Genomic DNA, 22,963 nt, shown 5'->3' with positions numbered 1-22,963 from the left:
CACCGCTGCAGCCCGCGCAGCAGACCAGACCCTCAGCACGCCAGACGCGCAGCACACCCGAGAGGAACCCGATGAGCACCGAGCGCACCAGCCTCTGGGGCGGTCGCTTCGCCGGCGGCCCGGCCGACGCCCTGGCCGAGCTGTCCCGGTCCACCCACTTCGACTGGCGGCTCGCGCCCTACGACCTCGCCGGCAGCCGTGCCCACGCGCGCGTCCTGCACGCCGCGGGGCTGCTCGACGACGCCACGCTCGCCGCCATGCTGGACGGTCTGCGTCGCCTCGGGGCCGACGTCGAGTCGGGGGCGTTCACGCCCGAGCCGGGCGACGAGGACGTGCACACCGCGCTCGAGCGTGGGCTGATCGAGCGGGCCGGCGCCGACGTGGGCGGGCGGCTGCGTGCCGGTCGCTCGCGCAACGACCAAGTGGCCACGCTCTTCCGGATGTATCTGCGCGACCACGCCCGCACCGTCGCCGCCCTGCTGCTGGACGTCGTCGACGCGCTGGTCGCCCAGGCCCGGGCCAACGCCACGGTCTCGATGCCGGGCCGCACCCACCTGCAGCACGCGCAGCCCGTCCTGCTCGCGCACCACCTGCTCGCGCACGCGTGGGCGCTGCTGCGCGACGTCGACCGGCTGGTCGACTGGGACCGCCGCGCCGCTGTATCCCCTTACGGCTCAGGCGCGCTCGCGGGCTCCTCGCTCGGTCTCGACCCCGAGGCGGTCGCCGCGGACCTCGGCTTCGACTCCTCCGTCGAGAACTCCATCGACGGCACCGCGTCGCGGGACTTCGTCGCCGAGCTCGCCTTCGTCACCGCCATGTCCGCGGTAGACATCTCGCGGCTCGCCGAGGAGGTTGTCCTGTGGGCGACCAAGGAGTTCTCGTTCGTCACCCTCGACGACGCCTACTCGACCGGGTCGAGCATCATGCCGCAGAAGAAGAACCCCGACGTCGCCGAGCTCGCCCGCGGCAAGGCCGGTCGACTCGTCGGTGACCTCGCGGGCCTGCTCACCACCCTCAAGGCGCTGCCCCTCGCCTACAACCGCGACCTGCAGGAGGACAAGGAGCCGGTCTTCGACGCGATCGACACGCTCGAGGTCCTGCTGCCCGCGTTCAGCGGCATGGTGGCGACCCTGCGGTTCCACGGCGACCGCCTGGAGTCCCTTGCACCGCAAGGGTTCTCGCTAGCGACCGACATTGCCGAGTGGCTCGTCCGCCAGGGCGTGCCCTTCCGGATCGCCCACGAGGTAGCCGGCGCCTGCGTGCGCGAGTGCGAGCGGCGCGACATCGAGCTGTGGGACCTCAGCGACGACGACCTGGCGGACATCTCGGAGCACCTCACGCCCGAGGTGCGCACCGTCTTGTCGGTCGAGGGCTCCCTCGCGTCGCGTGACGCCAAGGGCGGCACCGCGCCGGTGCGGGTGGCCGAGCAGCTCGAGCGCTGCGCCGAGCGCGCTGCCGAGCTGCGCGGCTGGGCCGACGTGCGCCCCGTCGTGCGCGACTGACGGGCCGGCCCCACGCCATGGCGCGCCCGACCAGCGGCGAGCGGCTGCCCCGGTCGTTCTTCGGCGCCCGGCGGTGCAGGTCGCTCCCGAGCTGCTCGGGTGCGTCCTGCACCGGGGTCCCGTGGCGATCCGGCTTACCGAGGTCGAGGCCTACGAGGGGGCGCAGGACCCGGGCGCGCACTCGTTCCGCGGGCGGACCGCCCGCAACGCCTCGATGTTCGGCCCGCCAGGGCACTTCTACGTCTACTTCACCTACGGCATGCACCACGCCATCAACGCCGTCTGCCAGCCGGAGGGCACCGCTGCCGGGGTGCTGCTGCGCGCCGGCGAGGTCGTGGCCGGGCAGGACCTCGTGGCCGAGCGCCGGGCCGGCATCGCGCCCCGCGACTGGGCGCGCGGCCCTGGTCGACTGGCCGCTGCCCTCGACCTCGACCGGGCCAGTCACGACGGCCACGACGGCTCCGCGGCCGACGCCGAGATCTACCTCACGGCACCGGAGGTGCCGATCGACCCGGCGCTCGTGCGCACCGGCCCGCGCGTGGGGGTGAGCGGACCCGGGGGTGACGGCACGGTCTACCCCTGGAGGTTCTGGCTCGACGGGGAGCCCACCGTCTCGGCCTACCGCCCGGCCGTGCGGCGCCGCCGCTCGTAGGCTGGGCCCATGCACTCCCTCCAGCTCGACGACGTCGACCAGCGCGTGCTCGGGTCCTTGATGGAGAAGCAGCGGACCGTACCGGAGTCGTATCCGTTGTCGCTCAACGCCGTTCGCAGCGCCTGCAACCAGAAGTCCAGTCGTAGCCCCGTCGTGGACTACGACGAGACGATGCTGGAGGAGCGGCTGCAGGACCTCAAGCACCGCGGTCTGGTGCGCGTCGTGTGGGCCGGCAAGGGCTCGCGGACGCTGAAGTACCACCAGCTGCTGACGGAGTCCCTCGACCTCGGCGACGCCGAGAGCGCGCTGCTCACGGTGCTGCTGCTGCGCGGCCCGCAGTCGGCGGGCGAGCTGCGCACCCGGACCGAGCGACTGCACGAATTCGGCGACCGGCAGGCGGTCGAACAGGTGCTCGGCGAGCTCGCCGCAGCCGACCCGCCGCTGGTGCGTGAGCTCGCGCGTAGACCGGGTGAGCGGGACCCGCGCTACGTCCACCTCCTGGGGGCGGCGCCGGTGGAGCAGCCCGACTCGCCGGAGGCCGCTGACGTCGACGACCGCGAGCGCCCGCTCGCCGAGGGGGCGGCGGCGCGCGACGAGCGGGTGCGACAGGGCTACTCCGTGGTGGCGCAGGCCTACGCCGAGGCCAACGCGGACGAGCTGGGGCGGCTGCCCTTCGACGCGTGGGTCCTCGGTCGGGTCGCCCGGCTCGCGGGGGACGACCCGGTCGTCGAGGTGGGTTGCGGCGACGGCCACCTCACGGCCTACCTCGCCGCCGCGGGTGCGGACGTGACCGGCCTCGACCTCGCGCCCGGCATGGTCGAGCACGCGCAGCGCACCTACCCCGACCTGACGTTCACCGTCGGCGACCTCACCCGGCTCATGCGACCGCCCACCGCCCCCGCGTGGGGTGCGATCGTGGCCTGGCACAGCCTGATCCACCTCGCGGCCTCCGAGCTGGCACCGGCCATAGGCGCGCTCGGTGGCGTGCTGCGCCCCGGTGGCTGGCTCGCACTGACCGTGCCGGTGGGCCGCCGGGTGCGCACCGTCGGTGGTCGCTGGGGGCACGAGGGGGTCGAGGTGCTGCTCGTCGAGCACGACCCGGCCCAGGTCCTCGCCGCCGTCGAGGCCGCCGGCCTGCAGGTGCGCGAGCGCTACGTCCGTGGCCCGGTCCCCGGGGTCGAGCCCGACGCCGACCGCCTCACCGTCCTCGCGCAGCGTCCCGAGGACGCCTGACGCCCCGTGCCGGCAGGCCCTGAGCTGCCCGCACCGGCGGCGTCACCACATGTGCAGGTCGACCAACCGGCTGCGCTCGAGCGGCGCGGTCCGCCACGCGCACCGGTCGGTGGAGCCGCGCCCGTCGGCGTCGAGCTCGAGGCTGAGCTCGGCGACGTGCGGGGTGGTCGGGAAGGCGAGCGCCACCTCGAGGCGGCCGGTCTCGACCCCGCCGGACACCACGGCCGCGACCGGCACGACGCGGCCGTCGACCGTGAGCTCGGTGCGCGTCCACCCGGTCGGGTCCGCGTCGATCTCGACGTCCCGACCATCGCTGCTCAGCGTCAGCGTCCACCCCGTGCCGGCCGAGCCGTCAGCCGCACCGTCGCGCGGGCGCACCGCGACCGCGGTGACCGGCGGGGCGGCGAACTGGTCGGCCGCCACCGGTCGCCCCGGCCCGGGCACGACCAGCGCCTCGAGGCGGGCGGCGAGCTCCGCGGGGTCGTCCTGGACCCCCGGCACGAGCGCCGGGAGCACGTGCTCCCAGACCGCGTCGAGCAGGACCTGGCTGTTCTCCTGCTGCGAGGTCAGCGTGAGCACCGCGCGCTGCTCGGGCAGCACCAGGACGAACTGCCCGTACGCCCCGTCCAGCCGGTAGCCGTGCCGGCTCTGCCACACCTGGTAGCCGTAGCCCCGGGTCCAGTCCGCCTTGTCGTCCGTGGTGGGGATGTGGGCGGTGGAGAGCCGATCGACCCACCCCTCGGGCAGCAGGCGCACGCCCTCGTGCACCCCGTCGCAACGGTAGAGCTCCCCAAGACGCGAGAGGTGCGCGGTGGTGACGTGGACCCCAGTCAGGCCCAACTCTCTACCGAGATCATCTGTCTCCCAACCGATCTCGATGCCCAGCGGCTCGAGCAGCCGCGGGCGGAGGTAGTCGACCAGGCTCTCACCCGTGGACCGACGGACGATCTCGCCGAGCAGCCAGGAGCAGCCGTTGTCGTAGACGTGCCGCGAGCCGACCGGCCCGGCCGGCCGCATGGAGAGCCAGGTGCGGGCCCACTGCGGCGCCGGTCGCCGCACCATCTCGGCGAAGGTGTCGACGTCCCGCCCCGTCGACATCGACAGCAGGTGGTGGACGGTGACCTCGGCGATCCGGTCGTCCAGCGGCTCCGGCACGTCGGCGGGCAGCAGGTCCACCACCCGGTCCTCGAGCGCGAAGCGACCCTCGTGCACCGCCAGCCCCACCGCAGTCGCCGTGAACGTCTTGCTGACCGAGTAGACCAGGGCCCGGTCGGTCGGCAGGTAGGGGTCGGCGTACCCCTCGGCGAGCACCTGCCCGTCCTGCAGCAGCAGCAGGGAGTGCAGCTCGACCTCGGGGTGGGCCGCCACGACGTCGAGGAAGTCCGTCAGCATGGCCCCACGCTAGTGCGGCCGCGGAACGCGGGCGCGGCGACCGCGCACGATAGGGCAGGCTTGGCCCTAGCCGGCCCCACCGGCACCGACGCACGAACCAAGACGCACGATCCAAGGAGACATCACCGTGACGAGCATCCTCGACGAGCTGCAGTGGCGAGGCCTGGTGGCGCAGACCACCGACGAGGCCGAGCTGCGCCGGAGCCTCGACGACGGACCGATCACGGTGTATTGCGGCTTCGACCCCACGGCCCCGTCCCTGCACTTCGGCAACCTGGTCCAGCTCATCGTGCTGCGCCACCTCCAGCGCGCCGGCCACCGGGTGATCGCGCTGGTCGGCGGCTCGACCGGGTTGATCGGGGACCCCCGGCCCACGTCCGAGCGGGTCCTCAAGACCAAGGAGCAGACGGCGTCCTGGGTCGACGGGATCCGGCGCCAGATCGAGCCCTTCCTCGCCTTCGACGGGGACAACCCGGCGGTCATGGTCAACAACCTGGACTGGACCGGGCCGATGAGCGCGCTGGACTTCCTGCGGGACGTCGGCAAGCACTTCCGGGTCAACCAGATGATCAAGAAGGATGCCGTGGCCGCACGCCTGGCCAGCGAGCAGGGCATCTCCTACACCGAGTTCAGCTACCAGCTGCTGCAGGCGCTGGACTACCTGCACCTGTTCCGCGAGCACGGCTGCACCCTGCAGACCGGTGGCCAGGACCAGTGGGGCAACCTCACCGCTGGGGTAGACCTCATCGGCCGCAGCGAGGGCGCCTCCGTCCACGTGCTCACCACTCCGCTGATCACCGATGAGGCCGGCAACAAGTTCGGCAAGTCCGAGGGCAACGCGGTCTGGCTGAGCCCGGAGCTGACCAGCCCGTACGCGTTCTACCAGTACTGGATCAACGTCGAGGACGCCTCGGTCGTCAAGCTGCTCAAGGTCTTCACCGACCTCGGGCCCGACCAGATCGCCGAGCTGGAGCAGCAGGTCAGGGACGAGCCGTTCCGCCGCACCGCGCAGAAGACGCTCGCTGCCGAGGTCACCACCCTGGTCCATGGGGCGCAGGCGACAGCGGCGGTGCAGGCGGCGTCCGAGGCGCTGTTCGGCAAGGGCGACGTGCACGCGCTGGACGAGCGCACGCTGCTCGACGCGACCGCGGCGTTGCCCGGGGGAGCGGTAGAGCCGGGGGACACCCTCGTCGACGCCCTGGTCGCCACCGGGCTGGTCACCTCGCGCAACGAGGCCCGGCGTGCCATCGGCGACGGCGGCGCCTCGGTCAACAACGTCAAGACACGCGACCTGGAGCAGGTCCTCACCCCCGAGGACTTCCTCCACGGCCAGGTGGTGCTGCTCAAGCGGGGACGCAAGGCCCTGGCTGCCGGTCGACGCGTCGCCGGGTAGCCCGGCGGAGGAGGCGGCGGTCGACTCCGCCGCCCCCTCCGCTGCTTCCTCGGTCGCTGGGGCGTCGTCGCAGGTCAGGGGACCTCCCGAGCACACCAGGGGGCCGCTGCGCCTGAGCATGCGGGCCTAGGAGGCATCGCCGATTTGCACGGACCCCGAACCGTCACGTAATGTTCTTCTTGTCACCCGGACAGGGAGGAACGGACACCACTGCGAGACGCGAGAGCGTCGCAGCGAAGTAGGCCGGTCCCGCGGGAGACACTCCACCGGATCACCGCAAGGTGGTCGCCGCCGCTCGCAAGAGCGGATTTGGCAGACAGGCCCAAGGGTCTGTTACGGTAGAGAAACAGCACAACCAAGTGCGCTCCGCAGGTCTTCGGACCTGGTCTGAGAAGCCCAAGTGTGTGCAAGCCATAGAGGCCATCTAGGTCCAGCACCGTCCAGCGGTGTTGTCCCTTGGATGCGCGTCCGATGTTTGTGAACTCAACAGCGTGCCGAGATTCTTGATGCCTATCTGGTCTTGGTTGGTGGTCTGGTTGGTCTGCGTTGTGTGGGCTGGCTGGGTTACTGGTCGAGGCTGATTTGTTGTTTTTTTGAGTTGGATGGACATCTGCTTGATCTTGATGGATCTTGCTGGTGTTTGTTCTTTTTGCTTGTGATCAAGTTTTTTATGGAGAGTTTGATCCTGGCTCAGGACGAACGCTGGCGGCGTGCTTAACACATGCAAGTCGAACGATGATGCCCAGCTTGCTGGGTGGATTAGTGGCGAACGGGTGAGTAACACGTGAGTAACCTGCCCTTCACTTCGGGATAACTCCGGGAAACCGGGGCTAATACTGGATATGACCTGCGCCTGCATGGGTGTGGGTGGAAAGCTTTTGTGGTGGAGGATGGACTCGCGGCCTATCAGCTTGTTGGTGAGGTAGTGGCTCACCAAGGCGACGACGGGTAGCCGGCCTGAGAGGGCGACCGGCCACACTGGGACTGAGACACGGCCCAGACTCCTACGGGAGGCAGCAGTGGGGAATATTGCACAATGGGCGAAAGCCTGATGCAGCGACGCCGCGTGAGGGATGACGGCCTTCGGGTTGTAAACCTCTTTCAGCAGGGAAGAAGCGAAAGTGACGGTACCTGCAGAAGAAGCACCGGCTAACTACGTGCCAGCAGCCGCGGTAATACGTAGGGTGCGAGCGTTGTCCGGAATTATTGGGCGTAAAGAGCTTGTAGGTGGCTTGTCGCGTCTGCGGTGAAAACCCAAGGCTTAACCTTGGGCTTGCCGTGGGTACGGGCTGGCTAGAGTGTGGTAGGGGAGACTGGAATTCCTGGTGTAGCGGTGAAATGCGCAGATATCAGGAGGAACACCGATGGCGAAGGCAGGTCTCTGGGCCATAACTGACACTGAGAAGCGAAAGCATGGGGAGCGAACAGGATTAGATACCCTGGTAGTCCATGCCGTAAACGTTGGGCGCTAGGTGTGGGGCTCATTCCACGAGTTCCGTGCCGCAGCTAACGCATTAAGCGCCCCGCCTGGGGAGTACGGCCGCAAGGCTAAAACTCAAAGGAATTGACGGGGGCCCGCACAAGCGGCGGAGCATGCGGATTAATTCGATGCAACGCGAAGAACCTTACCAAGGCTTGACATACACCGGAAACATGCAGAGATGTGTGCCCCGCAAGGCTGGTGTACAGGTGGTGCATGGTTGTCGTCAGCTCGTGTCGTGAGATGTTGGGTTAAGTCCCGCAACGAGCGCAACCCTCGTTCTATGTTGCCAGCACGTGATGGTGGGGACTCATAGGAGACTGCCGGGGTCAACTCGGAGGAAGGTGGGGATGACGTCAAATCATCATGCCCCTTATGTCTTGGGCTTCACGCATGCTACAATGGCCGGTACAAAGGGTTGCGATACTGTGAGGTGGAGCGAATCCCAAAAAACCGGTCTCAGTTCGGATTGGGGTCTGCAACTCGACCCCATGAAGTCGGAGTCGCTAGTAATCGCAGATCAGCAATGCTGCGGTGAATACGTTCCCGGGCCTTGTACACACCGCCCGTCAAGTCACGAAAGTCGGTAACACCCGAAGCCGGTGGCCTAACCCCTTGTGGGAGGGAGCTGTCGAAGGTGGGACTGGCGATTGGGACTAAGTCGTAACAAGGTAGCCGTACCGGAAGGTGCGGCTGGATCACCTCCTTTCTAAGGAGCTCACTGGCCGGCTGCGTCCACTGTGGTGGGTGTGGTTGGTGGTGGCCCGTGCCAGGCCGAGTGTGTCTGGACGGTGCTCATGGGTGGAACGTCAAGAGTTGTTGGTGGCTGCGTTCGTCGCGTCTGTTGGTCGAGTACGACCCCACGCGTCCCCTGTGGGGGGTGTGGGGTGTGGAAGGACCGCAGATGTGGGGGTGTGGTTGCTGTCGGCGCGTTGTTGGGTTCTCGATCATCGGGCGCCCCCCGTTTGTGGGGGGTGTGGTGGTTGGTCCTCACTGGTCTCGTGTCCTGCCTGTTGGTGGGTGCTCGGGGTTGGTCGGGGTTGTGTTTTGTGAACTACACAGTGGACGCGAGCATCTTTGTGGCCAAGTTTTTAAGGGCGCACGGTGGATGCCTTGGCACCAGGAACCGAAGAAGGACGTGGGAATCTGCGATAAGCCTCGGGGAGCCGATAACCAGGCTGTGATCCGAGGGTGTCCGAATGGGGAAACCCGGCAAGATGAGTGTCTTGTCACCTGCACCTGAATATATAGGGTGTGTGGAGGGAACGTGGGGAAGTGAAACATCTCAGTACCCACAGGAAGAGAAAACAACAGTGATTCCGTGAGTAGTGGCGAGCGAAAGCGGAAGAGGCTAAACCGGTTGTGTGTGATACCTGTCAGGGGTTGCATGGCCGGGGTTGTGGGACGATCCGTTCCAGTGCTGACAAGCTGGTGAGGAGTGAAAAATCTGCGTCATAGCCGAACGGTCTTGAATGGCCGGGCACAGAGGGTGTGACCCCCGTAGGCGAAATGGTGTGGACTTCTGGGTCGTATCCCAAGTAGCACGGGGCCCGAGAAATCCCGTGTGAATCTGGCGGGACCACCCGCTAAGCCTAAATATTCCCTGGTGACCGATAGCGGACTAGTACCGTGAGGGAAAGGTGAAAAGTACCCCGGGAGGGGAGTGAAATAGATCCTGAAACCGTGCGCTTACAATCCGTCGGAGCCTCCTTGTGGGGTGACGGCGTGCCTTTTGAAGAATGAGCCTGCGAGTTAGTGCTCCGTGGCGAGGTTAACCCGTGTGGGGAAGCCGTAGCGAAAGCGAGTCCGAACAGGGCGTGTAGTCGCGGGGTCTAGACCCGAAGCGAAGTGATCTACCCATGGCCAGGTTGAAGCGCGGGTAAGACCGTGTGGAGGACCGAACCCACCTAGGTTGAAAACTGGGGGGATGAGCTGTGGGTAGGGGTGAAAGGCCAATCAAACTTCGTGATAGCTGGTTCTCCCCGAAATGCATTTAGGTGCAGCGTCACGTGTTTCTTGCCGGAGGTAGAGCTACTGGATGGCTGATGGGCCCCACCGGGTTACTGACGTCAACCAAACTCCGAATGCCGGTAAGTGAGAGCGTGGCAGTGAGACTGCGGGGGATAAGCTCCGTAGTCGAGAGGGAAACAGCCCAGATCACCAGCTAAGGCCCCTAAGCGTGTGCTAAGTGGAAAAGGATGTGGAGTTGCGATGACAACCAGGAGGTTGGCTTAGAAGCAGCCACCCTTTAAAGAGTGCGTAATAGCTCACTGGTCAAGTGATTCTGCGCCGACAATGTAGCGGGGCTCAAGCACACCGCCGAAGCTGTGGCATTGACACATTGCTAAGCCGTTTGTGGTTCAGGCGTGTTGATGGGTAGGGGAGCGTCGTGTGGCGAGTGAAGCGGCGGAGTGATCCAGTCGTGGACGCTACACGAGTGAGAATGCAGGCATGAGTAGCGAATGACGGGTGAGAAACCCGTCCGCCGAATAACCAAGGGTTCCAGGGTCAAGCTAATCTGCCCTGGGTAAGTCGGGACCTAAGGCGAGGCCGACAGGCGTAGTCGATGGACATCCGGTTGATATTCCGGAACCGGCGCAGTACCGCCCCTGTCGAGGCCAGTGATACTAAGCTCGGTGAAGCTGCGCGTAACCTCCCTTCGGGGAGGGTGCGTGGTGGATGGAGCGGCCTGATCTGGTAGTAGGCAAGCGATGGAGTGACGCAGGAAGGTAACCTCCGCGTGGCGATGGTTGTCCACGTCCAAGGACGTAGCCCGTGTCATAGGTAAATCCGTGGCACATGTAGGGTGAGATCTGATAGTGACCGCGTATGCGGGAAGAGGGTGATCCTATGCTGCCTAGAAAAGCTTCTAGCGAGGGACTGAGCCGCCCGTACCCCAAACCGACTCAGGTGGTTAGGTAGAGAATACCAAGGCGATCGAGTGAATCGTGGTTAAGGAATTCGGCAAAATGCCCCCGTAACTTCGGGAGAAGGGGGGCCATGATCGTGATGACACACGCTGTCTGAGCGTGATTGGCCGCAGAGACCAGGGGGAAGCGACTGTTTACTAAAAACACAGGTCCGTGCGAAGAAGTAATTCGATGTATACGGACTGACGCCTGCCCGGTGCTGGAACGTTAAGGGGACCGGTTAGCTCTTCGGGGCGAAGCTGAGAACTTAAGCGCCAGTAAACGGCGGTGGTAACTATAACCATCCTAAGGTAGCGAAATTCCTTGTCGGGTAAGTTCCGACCTGCACGAATGGCGTAACGACTTCCCTACTGTCTCAACCGCGAACTCGGCGAAATTGCACTACGAGTAAAGATGCTCGTTACGCGCAGCAGGACGGAAAGACCCCGGGACCTTTACTATAGCTTGGTATTGGTGTTCGGCACGGCTTGTGTAGGATAGGTGGGAGACTGTGAAGCTGTCACGCCAGTGATGGTGGAGTCATCGTTGAAATACCACTCTGGTCGTGCTGGATGCCTGAACCTCGGTCCGTGATCCGGATCAGGGACAGTGCCTGGTGGGTAGTTTAACTGGGGCGGTTGCCTCCTAAAGGGTAACGGAGGCGCCCAAAGGTTCCCTCAGCCTGGTTGGCAATCAGGTTTTGAGTGTAAGTGCACAAGGGAGCTTGACTGTGAGACTGACAGGTCGAGCAGGGACGAAAGTCGGGACTAGTGACCCGGCCGTGGATTGTGGAATCGCGGTCGCTCAACGGATAAAAGGTACCCCGGGGATAACAGGCTGATCTTGCCCAAGAGTTCATATCGACGGCATGGTTTGGCACCTCGATGTCGGCTCGTCGCATCCTGGGGCTGGAGTAGGTCCCAAGGGTTGGGCTGTTCGCCCATTAAAGCGGTACGCGAGCTGGGTTTAGAACGTCGTGAGACAGTTCGGTCCCTATCCGCTGTGCGCGTTGGAAACTTGAGAAGGGCTGTCCCTAGTACGAGAGGACCGGGATGGACGAACCTCTGGTGTGTCAGTTGTTCTGCCAAGAGCACCGCTGATTAGCTACGTTCGGGAGTGATAACCGCTGAAAGCATCTAAGCGGGAAGCATGCTTCAAGATGAGGTTTCCGTGCCCCTTGTGGGTGAGAGGCTCCCAGCTAGACTACTGGGTTGATAGGCCGGATGTGGAAGCACAGTAATGTGTGGAGCTGACCGGTACTAATAAGCCGATGACTTGACCATGATGATGACTCGCGTCCACTGTGTTGTTCACTGAGCACAACCCCCACCCGCTTGGCGGGTGAGGTTGTGTTGTTTGGTTGTGACTGGATTTCCCAGGCCCGAACGCTCGGGAAGCGCCCTTCATGGGTGGCTGACTGTGTGGGGGTGTGGGTGAGAGGGTTACGGCGGTCATAGCGTCAGGGAAACGCCCGGTTCCATTCCGAACCCGGAAGCTAAGCCTGACAGCGCCGATGGTACTGCACTGGTGACGGTGTGGGAGAGTAGGACGCCGCCGGACATCTTTGCTGGAGAGGGTCCCTTGGGAGCTGATCCCGACGAAAGTCGGTCGATCGCCCTGAGGGGCCCTTTCCGCATGTCCGCGTAAGATCGAGGAGCAGTGCGCTGCCCATGACGAAGGAGACGACAGTGGCCAAGCCAGAGGACGAGCGTTCGAGCGGGCGCGAGGAGTCGCGCGGCGGACGAGGGGGCTTCTCTCGCGGTGCCGGCGGACCTCGTCGCGCGGAGCGCCTCGGCGACTCGCGCGGCGGTGCGTCCGAGCGGAGCGAGCGCTCCGACCGTGGGGGATACCGCGGTGGCGAGCGTTCCGACCGTGGTGGCTACGGCGGTGGACAGCGCTCCGATCGTGGTGGGTTCCGTTCGGACCGGGGTGAGCGCTCTGACCGTGGGGGATACCGCGGTGGCGAGCGGTCTGACCGGGGTGGGTTCCGTCCCGATCGTGGGGAGCGCTCTGACCGGGGTGGCTACGGCGGTGGGCAGCGGTCTGATCGCGGCGGGTTCCGTCCGGACCGGGGGGAGCAGTCTGACCGCGGCGGGTTCCGACCCGATCGTGGGGAGCGCTCTGGCCGTGGGGGCTACGACCGTGATGGTGGCCGCCCCGGTGGCGGGCTGACCCACTCCGCCCAGCGAGGTGGCGTCGGCCGGGACAGCCGGCCGATCGGACCGCGTCGGGTGGCCGGTGAGGGCCGCAAGGTCGAGCCGCCCATCGACGAGGACGTGACCGGCTTCGAGCTGGACCGGCCCGTGAAGACCCAGCTGCGCACCCTGAGCAAGGAGAACGCCGAGGGTGTCGGGCAGCACCTGGTGATGACTGCGCGGATGATGGACATCGACCTGGATCGGGCCAAGGCGCACGCCGAGACGGCGGTGCGTCGTGCCGGCCGGGTGGCCGCGGCCCGCGAGGCGCTCGGCCTGGTCTACTACCGCGAGGGTGACTGGTCGCGCGCGCTGGCGGAGTTCCGCACGGCCCGTCGCATGTCCGGGTCCAACCACCTGCTGGCGCACATGGTCGACTGCGAGCGTGGTCTCGGCCGCCCCGAGAAGGCGCTGGAGCTGGCGACCAGCCCCGAGGCCGGTGCGCTGCCGGCTGCCGACCGGGTCGAGCTGCTCATCGTCATCTCCGGCATCCGGCGCGACCTCGGCCAGCTGGACGCAGCCAAGCTGGTCCTCGAGACCCCGGCGCTGCGCACCGGGCAGAACAAGCCGTGGTACGCCCGGCTCGCCTATGCCTACGCCGACGTGCTGCTCGAGCTGGGCGACGAGCAGGGCGCGCACGAGTGGTTCGTCACCGCCGCCTCCGCCGACCACGAGGGCGAGACCGACGCCGACGAGCGGATCGCCGAGCTGCAGGGCTACGAGCTGACCGACCTGCTCGAGGACGAGGACGACGAGCTCGACGACCACGACCGCGACGAGCTCGACGACGACGGCGAGCACGACGACGCGGACGAGCGTGCCGACGACGGCCACGGCGAGGACCGCTGAGATGGCGCTGATCGACAGCTTCACCGGACTGGTGGTCGACCTGGACGGGGTGGTCTACCGCGGTGACGGTGCCGTGGAGCACGCGGTGGACGCCCTGGCCGGGCGGCCGGGCAGCGGCGTGGGCGTCATGTACGCCACCAACAACGCGGCGCGCCCGGCGGCCGAGGTGGCCGAGCACCTGACCCGGCTCGGCATCCCGACCCGACCCGAGCAGGTCGTGACGAGCGCCCAGGCGGGCGCCGCGATGATCGCCGAGCGGCTCGACGAAGGGGCCACGGTCCTCGCGGTCGGCGGCCCCGGGGTCGCGCTGGCGCTGCGTGAGGTCAACCTCGAGCCGGTGGCCCCGCAGGACCGGATCGACGACGACGCGGTGGCGGACCGGATCGTGGGGGTGCTGCAGGGCTACGGCAAGGAGCTGACCTGGTCGGACCTGCAGGAGGCGGCCTACGCCGTGCGCGCGGGCGCCCTCTGGCAGGCCACCAACACCGACCTCACCATCCCCACCGGCCGCGGCATCTCGCCGGGCAACGGCTCGGCCGTCGCCGCGGTGCGCAACGCCGTGGACGTGGACCCGTTGGTGGCCGGGAAGCCGTACCCCCCGCTCTACGAGCTGTGCGCGCAGCGCCTGGGGGAGTCCGTGGACCGGATCCTCGCCGTCGGGGACCGGCTCGACACCGACATCGAGGGGGCGCACGCGGCCGGGATGCCGTCGCTGCTCGTCCTCACCGGGATCAACCGCCTGGTGGACGCCGCGGCGGGTCCGGCGGAGCACCGCCCGACGTTCGTGGCGCGCGACCTGCGGGCGCTCGACGAGGACTACGTCGCGCCGACTGCCGACGGCGACGCGTGGACCTGCGGCGAGGCTCGCGCCGAGCTCACCGGCGAGGGCGACCAGCTCGCGCTCCGGCTCGACGGCGGTAGCCCCATCGAGCAGGCGCGCGCGGCCCTCGCCTGCTGCTGGACGGCCATCGACGACGGCCGCGCCCCGCGCGAGCTGACCGAGCCCATCCGCGCGACCCTCACCGACCTCGAGGCACAGCTCGACCAGCAGGAGGCAGCATGAGCGAGCCCATGGGCGTCCCCGGTCCGCCGCAGTCCGAGCAGGACCGCATCGACGCCGCCCTCACCGACCTGGAGGCCGCGGCCGAGCAGCCGCTGGACGCCCAGATCGAGGCGGCGCAGCGGGTGCACGACCTGCTGCAGCGCCAGCTGTCGGGCGTGAGCGGTCCCACGCCTTCGTGACCAGGCTCGACGCCGCCCTCGTGCGCGCCGGGCTGGTGCGCTCGCGCGCCCAGGCCAAGGCGCTGCTCGACCAGGGGCGTGTCCTCGTGGACGGTGCGGTCGTCAGCAAGGCCGCGCACGCGGTGACCGACGACGCCTCCCTCGAGCTGGTCGGCGAGGTCGACCCGTGGGTCGGCCGCGCGGCGCACAAGCTCCTCGCGGCTCTCGAGGCGTTCCCGGAGATCGTCGTGGCCGGCCGCCGGGCCCTCGACGTGGGCGCGTCCACGGGCGGGTTCACCCAGGTCCTGCTCACCCGGGGGGCCGCGTCCGTCTGCGCGCTCGACGTCGGCCACGGCCAGCTCGTGGCCGAGGTCGCGGACGACCCACGGGTGGACGAGCGCAGCGGGGTCAACGTGCGCTACGTCGAGCCGGACGAGCTCGGTGGGCCGTTCCAGCTGCTCGTGAGCGACCTCTCCTTCATCTCGTTGACCCTCGTGCTCGACCGGCTGCGCGCGCTCACTCTGCCGGGCGCCGACCTGGTGCTGCTGGTGAAGCCGCAGTTCGAGGTGGGGCGCGACCGGCTCGGGCGCACCGGTGTGGTGCGCAGCACTGAGCAGCGGGTCGAGGCGGTCGTGCGGGTCGCGGCGGAGGCCGAGCGGATGGGCCTGACGGTCCACGGCCTGGCTCGTAGCCCCATCGCGGGCGGCGACGGCAACGTCGAGGTGCTGCTGTGGTGCCGTCACCCGTCGGCCGACCCGCCACCGCGGCCTGGGCTGTCGGTGGATGCCGCTAGGGTGGAACCCCTGGTCGTCGACCGCGCAGGCGGTCCGCCCCGCCCGTCGAAGGAGACCCTCTCGTGAGCCGCCGCATCCTGCTCGTCGTGCACCCGCGCCGGGCCGATGCCGTCCAGATCGCCGCCGCGGTGATCGACCGGCTGACCGGGGCCGGCCTGGAGGTCGCGATGGTCCGCGACGACGTCGACCACATCGACGACAGCCGGCTGCGCGGCGCCGTCGAGGTCGCCGAGGAGTGCGCGGCGCAGGGCTGCGAGCTGGTGTGCGTGCTCGGGGGTGACGGCACGATCCTGCGCGGCACCGAGCTCGCGCGCGCCAGCGACGTCCCCGTGCTCGGGGTCAACCTGGGGCACGTCGGCTTCCTCGCGGAGGCCGAGCGCGACCACCTGGAGCACGTGGTCGAGCGGATCGTCGCTCGCGACTACACCGTCGAGGAGCGGCTGGCGCTGCAGGTCGACGTCTTCGTCGACGGCGAGCAGGTGGCCAGCACCTGGGCGCTCAACGAGGCGACGATCGAGAAGGCCTCCCGCGAGCGGATGATCGAGCTCACCCTCGAGATCGACGACCGGCCGCTGTCCACCTGGGGGTGCGACGGCGTCATCCTCGCGACGCCGACCGGCTCCACCGCCTACGCCTTCTCGGCCGGGGGCCCGGTGGTCTGGCCGACGGTCGAGGCGATCCTCGTCGTGCCGCTGTCGGCGCACGCCCTCTTCGCCCGCCCTATGGTCCTCAGCCCTGACTCGACCGCGGCCGTCGAGCTGCTGGAGGCCAACCAGGGCACCGGCGTGCTCTGGTGCGACGGGCGACGCATGGTCGAGCTGCCGCGCGGCGCGCGGGTCGAGGCCCGGCGGGCCGACCAGCCGGTGCGCCTCGCCCGGCTCACGTCCGCCCCCTTCACCAGCCGGCTCGTCGCGAAGTTCGACCTGTCGATCGTGGGCTGGCGCGGCGCGGCCCGGGATCGGCTGCGCGGGTAGCCGTCCCGGCACCCGTGCGGACTGCTAGGAGGACGACCATGCGGCTCTACGGCTTCGACCGCTACGGCGGCGCGCAGGTGCAGCGGTTCTTCGACGTGCCGGACCCGACCCCTGGTCCTGGCCAGGTCGTGGTGCGTCTCGCCGCAGCCGGCATCAACCCCGCCGACATCAAGGTGCGCGACGGTGCGCGCCAGGGCACGGTGCCCGTCCAGCTCCCGATGGCGATGGGCCGTGAGGCCGCCGGCGTCGTCGAGTCCGCCGGGTCGGCAACCGAGCTGGTCGAGGGTGAGCTCGTCTTCGGCTCGACCGCAGCCGGGTTCGGCGCGCTCAGCGAGCTCGTCGTCCTGGACACCGCCCAGACCGCACCCGTCCCGGACGGCGTTTCCGTCGAGCAGGCCGCGTGCCTCCCGGTCGCGTCGGGCACGGCGTGGGACGCGCTGCACGAGCTCGCGCTGCGACCCGGGTCGACCCTGCTCGTCCTCGGCGCTGGTGGCGGTGTCGGCACCAGCGCGACCCAGCTCGGGCGGCACCTCGGCCTGCGGGTCGTCGGCGTCGCGGGTCCGGCCAAGCAGCAGCTCGTCGAGGGGATGGGCGCCGTCCACGTGCGCAGCGGCGACGGCTTCGTCGACCGGGTGCGCGCCGCCGCCCCTGACGGGGTCGACGCCATCATCGACGCCGTCGGCGGCTCGGTCCTGGCCGACGCGGCCACGCTGCTGCGCGTCCCCGGGGCCATCCGCAGCGCGGCCGCGCCGGCCCTCGCCGCCGAGCTGGGCGGGGCTGGGGTCACTCGACGACGCAGCAGCGCGGTCTACGCCGAGGTCGCGGCACTGGTCGCCGACGGCGTGCTGGCTCCGATCATCGCCGCGACCTACGGCTTCGACGAGGCCGCGGACGCCGTCGCCGCCGTCGAGACGGGTCACGCCACAGGCAAGACCGTGGTCCGCGGGCCGCGCCCGTCGCCCGAGCCACGGTGACGGTCCGGAGCTCGCCTGCACAGGTCAGCGGAGCAGGGCGTCTGTGGCGTCGTCCGTCGCGCCGTCGAGGTAGCGGTCGAGCACGTCGGTGAAGGCCGGGTCCTGCGGGTCGGCGCGGTGGAACAGCGTCATCGACGACCGCAGCTTCACCGCGTCGATGCCGCCCATGACCGACTCGGCCGTCGCGGTCGTCGGCAGGGCGAGCAGTGCCGCGCAGCACTCGTGCAGCCGCGGCCCGAGGACCGGGTCCGCGAGGTACGCGCGAGCCTCGGCGAGGTCTACGACGCCGTAGCGGACCGCCATGCCGCTGTGCCCGAGCCCGCGCACCTGCGGCAGCACGAACCACATCCAGTGGCTGGTCTTGCGGCCGCGCCGCAGCTCGGCGAGCGCCTGGTCGTAGGTGCCGTGCGCGTCCTGGGCCTCGACGAAGCGAGAGAGGTCGTCCATCGCTCCACTGTGTCACGGGTGTCCGTGCCACAGACCCCGGTAGCCCCCTCGGCCCTGTCTCGGACGCGCGGATCGTGGCAGGGTGAGCAGATGACCGAAGCCCGCCGGCCCGTGCCGCCGTTCACGCGCGAGACCGCCCTGCGCAAGGTGCAGGCGGCCGAGGACGCCTGGAACACCCGCGACCCCCAGCGGGTCGCCGGCGCCTACACCGTCGACACCGTCTGGCGGAACCGCGACGAACAGCTGCGCGGCCGCGAGGAGGTCGTCGCGTTCCTCGCCCGCAAGTGGGAGCGCGAGCTCGACTATCGGCTGCGCAAGAACCTCTGGGCGTTCACCGACGACCGGATCGCGGTGCGCTTCCAGTACGAGTGGCACGACGCGAGCGGTCAGTGGTGGCGCTCCTATGGCAACGAGCTGTGGGAGTTCGACGAGCTGGGCTACATGCGGCGGCGCGAGGCCTCGATCAACGACGTGGCCATCGACGAGAGAGAGCTGCGGGTGACGCCCGGCGAGGGGGAGCTCCCCACCTAGCCAGGCCGTGCGCCAGGTCTGCCGGCGCGCAGGATCGGACCCCCTGTCGGTAGGGGGCGTTAGGGTTCTGGCATGCTGCAACAGATCCGGATCACGGGGCTCGGGGTCATCGACGACGCCGTCCTCGACCTGTCGCCGGGTCTCAACGTCATCACCGGTGAGACGGGCGCCGGCAAGACGATGGTGCTCACCGGGCTCGGGCTGCTGCTCGGCGAGCGGGCCGACGCCGCGCGGGTGCGCTCCGGTGCGCGCCGCACCCTCGTCGAGGGGGTGGCGCTGCTGCCGCTCGGCCACCCCGTGCTGGAGCGGGCCGACGAGGCGGGCGCCGAGACCGAGGACGGCGAGCTGATCGTGGCGCGCTCGGTCTCCGCGGAGGGCCGCTCACGCGCCCACCTCGGCGGCCGCACCGTGCCGATCGGGGTGCTCGCCGAGGTCGGGCAGGAGCTCGTCGCCGTCCACGGACAGGCCGACCAGCTGCGGCTGCGCTCGCCCGAGCAGCACCGTGCGCTGCTCGACTCCTCCGATGCCGCGGTGCTGGCGGCGCTGGCGGCCTACGAGCCGTGCTACGAGCGGGTGCGGTCGCTGGTGGCCGAGCGCGACCGGCTCCAGGCCGAGGCCACCGAGCGGGCCCGCGAGCTGGAGCTGCTGTCGGCGGGGCTCACCGACATCGAGGCCGTAGACCCCCACCCCGGTGAGGACGACGAGCTCAAGGCCGAGGACGCCCGGCTCAGTCACGCCGACGCCCTGCGCGACAGCGCCGCCCGGGCGCACGCGCTGCTGGTCGGCGGCGACTCGGACTGGGACGCGGGGGAGTCCGCGTGGGCCAGTGTCACGGCGGGCCTGGCGAGCGCCGGCGACGCCCTGCGCGAGGGCGCCGACCTGGACCCCGAGATGGAGACGTTGGCCAAGCGGGCGAGCGAGCTCGGTTATCTGGCAACGGATCTCGGAGCCGATGTGGCTTCCTACCTCGCCGGTGTCGAGGTCGACCCCGCTCGTCTCGAGCAGGTCCAGCTGCGTCGCGCCGAGCTGGGCCGGCTGTCTCGACGCTACGCCGACGGTGGGTCGGTCGCCGACGTCATAGCCTGGTCGCGCGAGGCCGCGGCCACCGTGTCGACGCTGCGCGACGCGGACGAGCGGCTCCCTGCCCTGGACGCCGAGGTCGAACAGGCGCGGGCGGACCTGGAGGCAGCGGGGGAGCGGCTGCACACCGCCCGGGTCTCGGCGGCACAGCGACTGGGCCGGCGGGCGACCGCCGAGGTCAGGCGTCTGGCCATGCCCAAGGCCACGATCAGCGCCCGCATCACGCCGACCGGTCAGCTGGCCCGGCATGGCGGCGACGAGGTCGCCATCGAGCTCGCCGCCAACCCGGGCGCTCCGGCGCGCAGCGTGGTCAAGGCGGCCTCGGGCGGTGAGCTGTCGCGCGTGATGCTCGCGCTCGAGGTGGCGACCCGCATGGACGCCGACGGCGTGACGGCCGTCCCCACGTTCGTCTTCGACGAGGTCGACGCGGGCGTGGGCGGCAAGGCCGCGACCGAGGTCGGTCGCCGGCTGGCCGAGCTGGCTCGCACCGCACAGGTCGTGGTCGTGACCCACCTCGCGCAGGTGGCGGCCTTCGCCGACCGTCACCTCGTCGTGGAGAAGTCCGACGACGGCACCATCGCCGCGAGCGGGGTGCACGTCGTGGAGGGCGACCAGCGACTGCACGAGCTGGCCCGGCTGATGGCCGGCGACACCTCCGCGACCGCCGTCGAGCACGCCCGCGAGCTGTTGGGCTCGTCCCGCCCCCTGCCGGAGCACGCCTCCGGCCCGGCTTAGCCCTGTTCGAGCACTGCGGGTGGGGCGCCGACCGATGCGCGGCGCACGAGCGTGCACGGCACCCGGACGGTCTGCTCGTCAGGTGTCGCCGGGTCGGCGTCGAGGACCTGCTGCACGGCCCGGGCGCCCATCTCGGCGAGCGGGAGGCGCACGGTGGTCAACGGCGGGTCCAGCTCGGCGGCGATGAACTCCTGGTCGTCGAAGCCCACGATCGACAGATCGTCCGGCACGTGCAGGCCCAGTCGCCGCAGGCGCTGGTAGGCGCCCATCGCCATCCGGTCGTTGAAGCAGAACAGCCCGGTGGGGCGCTGGTCGATCGGCAGGTCGAAGAACAGCTCGGTGTCTCGACCGCCGGAGACGTCGGGCGTCGCGGACCGCTCCCACGAGGCGGAGCGGCCCAGCCCTGACTCTCGCAAGACGTCTTGGAATCCCTTGCGTCGCAACGGGGCTGCCACGTTGCCCGCGCTGTCGTCCAGGTAGCCGATGCGCTCGTGACCGGCCTCGACCAAGGCGGTGGCGGCCAGCCTGCCCCCTTGCTCGTCGTCGGGCACGATCGAGCGGTGCCGGCCCGTCACGTCGCGGGCGTTCAGAAAGACCGTGCGTTGCGGCAGGAAGTCCGGGGCGTCGATCTCCCGGTGGTGCATGCACGCGTAGATGATGCCCGAGACCCGATGCTCCACCAGGGCGTCCACCGCTCGGCGCTGCATCGCGGGGGTCGCGTCGACGCCCACGTTGAGCACGAAGAGCAGCTGGTCGTGGCGCGCCGCCTCGGCCTGGGCGGCGGCCAGCATCGAGACGGCGAACGGAGTGGTGGTGACCTCGTCGGAGATGAAGCCGATGGTCTGGGTGCTCTGGGTCCGCAGGCTGCGGGCCACGCTGTTGGGTCGGTACTCGAGGCGCTTGGCCACCTCGCGCACCCGCCGGCGGGTGGGCTCGCTCACGCGCACGCCGGCGCGCACATCGTTGAGCGCCACCGAGGCGGTGGTGACGGAGACCCCCGCCGCATCCGCGACGTCGCGCAGCGTGGCCTGGGTGGAGGTGGCCCGCCCGCGCCGGGGCGATCGGGGGGCGTCGGTGCGGCTCATATCCGGATAGTAGCGGCCCTCTTGACACGAAGAAACGATTCCGCTTAGGTGAAGTAACGTTACTTCAACGTTCACCGCTACGTCCCACGCCACAGGAGCCATGGAGATGAGTGTCACCTCACGTTCAACGATGAAGCGGGTGGCGGCAGCCACGGCCGGGGTCGCGATCGCGATCACTGCCGCGGGTTGCGGCACGGCCAAGGAGAGCGGCGGTGGGTCCTCGGGCAACGAGCTCACGCTGTGGACCCACAACGCCGGCAACCCCGAAGAGCTCGCCGTCGTCCAGCAGATCGTCAAGGACTACAACGCCAGCCAGCAGAAGTACCAGGTCAAGGTTCAAGCCTTCCCCCAGGAGTCCTACAACAGCTCCGTGGTCGCGGCCGCCACGTCCAAGAAGCTGCCGTGCCTGCTCGACACCGACGCCCCCAACGTGCCGAACTGGGCGTTCGCCAACTACCTGCGCCCGCTCGACCTGCCCGCCTCGCTCACGGACAAGCAGCTCAAGAGCACGCTCGGCACCTACAAGAACAAGCTCTACGCGATCGGCTACTACGACGCAGCGCTGGCGATCTTTGCCCGCAAGTCCGCCATCACCTCGGTCGGCGGTCGCGTGCCGACGATCGAGAAGCCTTGGACGGCCGAAGAGTTCAAGACGACCCTGACCAAGCTCAAGGCCGCGGGCAAGTACCCGATCGCCTTCGACCTCGGCACCGGTGACTCCGGCACCGAGTGGTGGAGCTACGGCTACTCGCCGTTCCTGCAGAGCTTCGGCGGCGACATGATCAACCGGGAGACGTTCAAGACCGCGAAGGGCGCCCTCAACGGCCCCGAGGCGATCGCGTGGGGTCAGTGGCTCCAGGGCCTGGTCAAGGGCGGCTACTCGCCGGCGAAGTCCGGCCCGGACGCGTTCGCGGACTTCGTCAACGGGAAGTCGGCGATGGTCTGGTCGGGCATCTGGAACTCGGGCAACCTGTCCAAGCTGGGCGCCGACGGGGTCATGCTGCCCCCGCCGGACCTCGGCAAGGGTCCCAAGATCGGTGGTGGCTCCTGGCAGTGGGCCATCAGCGCCACCTGCGACAAGCCGGAGGCCGCCCTGGACTACCTGAAGTTCTCGCTCGACAAGAAGTACCTCGTCGCCATGGCGCAGAAGCAGAACGTCATCCCCGCCACCGAGGAGGCCGCCGCGGCGCTCCCGGACTGGGCCCCGGGCGGTGCCAAGCGCTTCTTCCTCGAGGAGTCCAAGAAGTTCGCGACCATGCGTCCGGCGACCCCGGGCTACCCCTACCTGACCTCGACCTTCGCGAAGGCGACGCAGGACATCGTCGCGGGCGGCGACGTCAAGGCCATCCTGGACCAGGCTGCCGCCGACATCGACAGCAACCTCTCGTCGAACAACTACTACGGGTTCTGATCGAACCCCGGGTGCCCGGGCAGTGCTGCCCGGGCACCCTCACCGAGGAGTGTTCATGAACGTCCCTGTCGTCCAGGGGGCCACGGGTCAGGGCAGGCGAGGCAGA

Annotated in this window: 16 protein-coding genes and 3 rRNA genes; 16 read left to right on the top strand and 3 right to left on the bottom strand. The window is 69.0% G+C overall.

From position 1 onward, the window contains the following. Window positions 1-71: 71 nt before the first annotated feature. From argH to MM440_RS04485, 3 genes are all read left to right on the top strand, one after another. Window positions 72-1,502 (top strand): argininosuccinate lyase, encoded by a 1,431-nt coding sequence (gene argH / locus MM440_RS04495; RefSeq protein WP_241442631.1) that lies wholly within the window; start codon window positions 72-74, stop codon window positions 1,500-1,502. 73 nt (window positions 1,503-1,575) lie between these two features. Continuing rightward, complete coding sequence (locus tag MM440_RS04490) at window positions 1,576-2,154, top strand: DNA-3-methyladenine glycosylase (RefSeq protein ID WP_241442624.1); 579 nt, start codon at window positions 1,576-1,578, stop codon at window positions 2,152-2,154. A 9-nt stretch (window positions 2,155-2,163) separates the two neighbouring features. Next, window positions 2,164-3,387, top strand: coding sequence for a DUF480 domain-containing protein (locus tag MM440_RS04485; RefSeq protein ID WP_241442615.1), 1,224 nt, complete (start codon window positions 2,164-2,166; stop codon window positions 3,385-3,387). Between the two features lie 42 nt (window positions 3,388-3,429). On the opposite strand, the gene MM440_RS04480 is transcribed toward MM440_RS04485, so the two are convergent. After that, window positions 3,430-4,779: a serine hydrolase domain-containing protein gene (locus MM440_RS04480; RefSeq protein WP_241442613.1), complete on the bottom strand. Its 1,350-nt coding sequence runs from the start codon at window positions 4,777-4,779 to the stop codon at window positions 3,430-3,432. Between the two features lie 127 nt (window positions 4,780-4,906). Here MM440_RS04480 and tyrS point away from each other — a divergent pair, with 127 nt between their 5' ends. The 10 genes from tyrS (at window position 4,907) to MM440_RS04430 (ending at window position 17,568) form a co-directional block, all read left to right on the top strand. Then, window positions 4,907-6,172 (top strand): tyrosine--tRNA ligase, encoded by a 1,266-nt coding sequence (gene tyrS / locus MM440_RS04475; protein ID WP_241442611.1) that lies wholly within the window; start codon window positions 4,907-4,909, stop codon window positions 6,170-6,172. Between the two features lie 667 nt (window positions 6,173-6,839). After that, a 16S ribosomal RNA gene (locus MM440_RS04470) occupies window positions 6,840-8,361 on the top strand. 372 nt (window positions 8,362-8,733) lie between these two features. Continuing rightward, a 23S ribosomal RNA gene (locus tag MM440_RS04465) occupies window positions 8,734-11,844 on the top strand. 160 nt (window positions 11,845-12,004) lie between these two features. Further along, window positions 12,005-12,121 (top strand): 5S ribosomal RNA (gene rrf / locus MM440_RS04460). The 16S, 23S and 5S rRNA genes sit together here, the layout of an rRNA operon. Window positions 12,122-12,792: 671 nt before the next feature. Then, window positions 12,793-13,605, top strand: coding sequence for a tetratricopeptide repeat protein (locus tag MM440_RS04455; RefSeq protein WP_241442609.1), 813 nt, complete (start codon window positions 12,793-12,795; stop codon window positions 13,603-13,605). Between the two features lies 1 nt (window position 13,606). Beyond that, the gene (locus MM440_RS04450; protein ID WP_241442607.1) at window positions 13,607-14,668 is read left to right on the top strand and encodes an HAD-IIA family hydrolase; all 1,062 of its coding nucleotides are present in this window, start codon (window positions 13,607-13,609) and stop codon (window positions 14,666-14,668) included. Then, a complete protein-coding gene (locus tag MM440_RS04445; RefSeq protein WP_241442599.1) occupies window positions 14,665-14,847 on the top strand; it encodes a restriction endonuclease subunit S domain-containing protein in 183 nt (60 codons plus the stop codon). The genes MM440_RS04450 and MM440_RS04445 overlap by 4 nt, the downstream gene beginning before the upstream one ends. Beyond that, the gene (locus MM440_RS04440; RefSeq protein ID WP_241442597.1) at window positions 14,844-15,686 is read left to right on the top strand and encodes a TlyA family RNA methyltransferase; all 843 of its coding nucleotides are present in this window, start codon (window positions 14,844-14,846) and stop codon (window positions 15,684-15,686) included. Before MM440_RS04445 ends, MM440_RS04440 begins: the two co-directional genes overlap by 4 nt. Continuing rightward, the gene (locus tag MM440_RS04435) at window positions 15,683-16,594 is read left to right on the top strand and encodes an NAD kinase (RefSeq protein ID WP_241442595.1); all 912 of its coding nucleotides are present in this window, start codon (window positions 15,683-15,685) and stop codon (window positions 16,592-16,594) included. Before MM440_RS04440 ends, MM440_RS04435 begins: the two co-directional genes overlap by 4 nt. Before the next feature lie 38 nt (window positions 16,595-16,632). Next, window positions 16,633-17,568, top strand: coding sequence for an NADP-dependent oxidoreductase (locus MM440_RS04430; protein WP_241442586.1), 936 nt, complete (start codon window positions 16,633-16,635; stop codon window positions 17,566-17,568). Between the two features lie 24 nt (window positions 17,569-17,592). On the opposite strand, the gene MM440_RS04425 is transcribed toward MM440_RS04430, so the two are convergent. Beyond that, window positions 17,593-18,015 (bottom strand): DUF1810 domain-containing protein, encoded by a 423-nt coding sequence (locus MM440_RS04425; RefSeq protein ID WP_241442583.1) that lies wholly within the window; start codon window positions 18,013-18,015, stop codon window positions 17,593-17,595. A 90-nt stretch (window positions 18,016-18,105) separates the two neighbouring features. On the opposite strand from MM440_RS04425, the gene MM440_RS04420 reads away from it, so the two are divergent. After that, the gene (locus MM440_RS04420; RefSeq protein ID WP_241442581.1) at window positions 18,106-18,546 is read left to right on the top strand and encodes a nuclear transport factor 2 family protein; all 441 of its coding nucleotides are present in this window, start codon (window positions 18,106-18,108) and stop codon (window positions 18,544-18,546) included. A 72-nt stretch (window positions 18,547-18,618) separates the two neighbouring features. Further along, window positions 18,619-20,361, top strand: a complete 1,743-nt coding sequence (gene recN, locus MM440_RS04415; RefSeq protein ID WP_241442579.1) for a DNA repair protein RecN — start codon at window positions 18,619-18,621, stop codon at window positions 20,359-20,361. On the opposite strand, the gene MM440_RS04410 is transcribed toward recN, so the two are convergent. Further along, window positions 20,358-21,446 (bottom strand): LacI family DNA-binding transcriptional regulator, encoded by a 1,089-nt coding sequence (locus tag MM440_RS04410; protein WP_241442577.1) that lies wholly within the window; start codon window positions 21,444-21,446, stop codon window positions 20,358-20,360. The two genes, recN and MM440_RS04410, sit on opposite strands and share 4 nt — an antisense overlap. Before the next feature lie 106 nt (window positions 21,447-21,552). Here MM440_RS04410 and MM440_RS04405 point away from each other — a divergent pair, with 106 nt between their 5' ends. Continuing rightward, the gene (locus MM440_RS04405; protein WP_241442575.1) at window positions 21,553-22,857 is read left to right on the top strand and encodes an ABC transporter substrate-binding protein; all 1,305 of its coding nucleotides are present in this window, start codon (window positions 21,553-21,555) and stop codon (window positions 22,855-22,857) included. Window positions 22,858-22,963: the final 106 nt, after the last annotated feature.

It is taken from the genome of Arsenicicoccus piscis (genome assembly GCF_022568835.1).
Classification (GTDB): domain Bacteria; phylum Actinomycetota; class Actinomycetes; order Actinomycetales; family Dermatophilaceae; genus Arsenicicoccus; species Arsenicicoccus piscis.
The sequence above is the reverse complement of the archived record's forward strand: the minus strand, read 5'-3'. Positions and strand labels throughout refer to the sequence as shown.

Bases quoted from the DNA above. Each gene is read 5' to 3' on its own strand.
- argH (WP_241442631.1), top strand. From the start codon at position 72: ATGAGCACCGAGCGCACCAGCCTCTGGGGCGGTCGCTTCGCCGGCGGC.
- MM440_RS04485 (WP_241442615.1), top strand. From the start codon at position 2,164: ATGCACTCCCTCCAGCTCGACGACGTCGACCAGCGCGTGCTCGGGTCC.
- MM440_RS04480 (WP_241442613.1), bottom strand. From the start codon at position 4,779: ATGCTGACGGACTTCCTCGACGTCGTGGCGGCCCACCCCGAGGTCGAG.
- MM440_RS04450 (WP_241442607.1), top strand. From the start codon at position 13,607: ATGGCGCTGATCGACAGCTTCACCGGACTGGTGGTCGACCTGGACGGG.
- MM440_RS04445 (WP_241442599.1), top strand. From the start codon at position 14,665: ATGAGCGAGCCCATGGGCGTCCCCGGTCCGCCGCAGTCCGAGCAGGAC.
- MM440_RS04430 (WP_241442586.1), top strand. From the start codon at position 16,633: ATGCGGCTCTACGGCTTCGACCGCTACGGCGGCGCGCAGGTGCAGCGG.
- MM440_RS04425 (WP_241442583.1), bottom strand. From the start codon at position 18,015: ATGGACGACCTCTCTCGCTTCGTCGAGGCCCAGGACGCGCACGGCACC.
- MM440_RS04420 (WP_241442581.1), top strand. From the start codon at position 18,106: ATGACCGAAGCCCGCCGGCCCGTGCCGCCGTTCACGCGCGAGACCGCC.
- recN (WP_241442579.1), top strand. From the start codon at position 18,619: ATGCTGCAACAGATCCGGATCACGGGGCTCGGGGTCATCGACGACGCC.
- MM440_RS04410 (WP_241442577.1), bottom strand. From the start codon at position 21,446: ATGAGCCGCACCGACGCCCCCCGATCGCCCCGGCGCGGGCGGGCCACC.
- MM440_RS04405 (WP_241442575.1), top strand. From the start codon at position 21,553: ATGAGTGTCACCTCACGTTCAACGATGAAGCGGGTGGCGGCAGCCACG.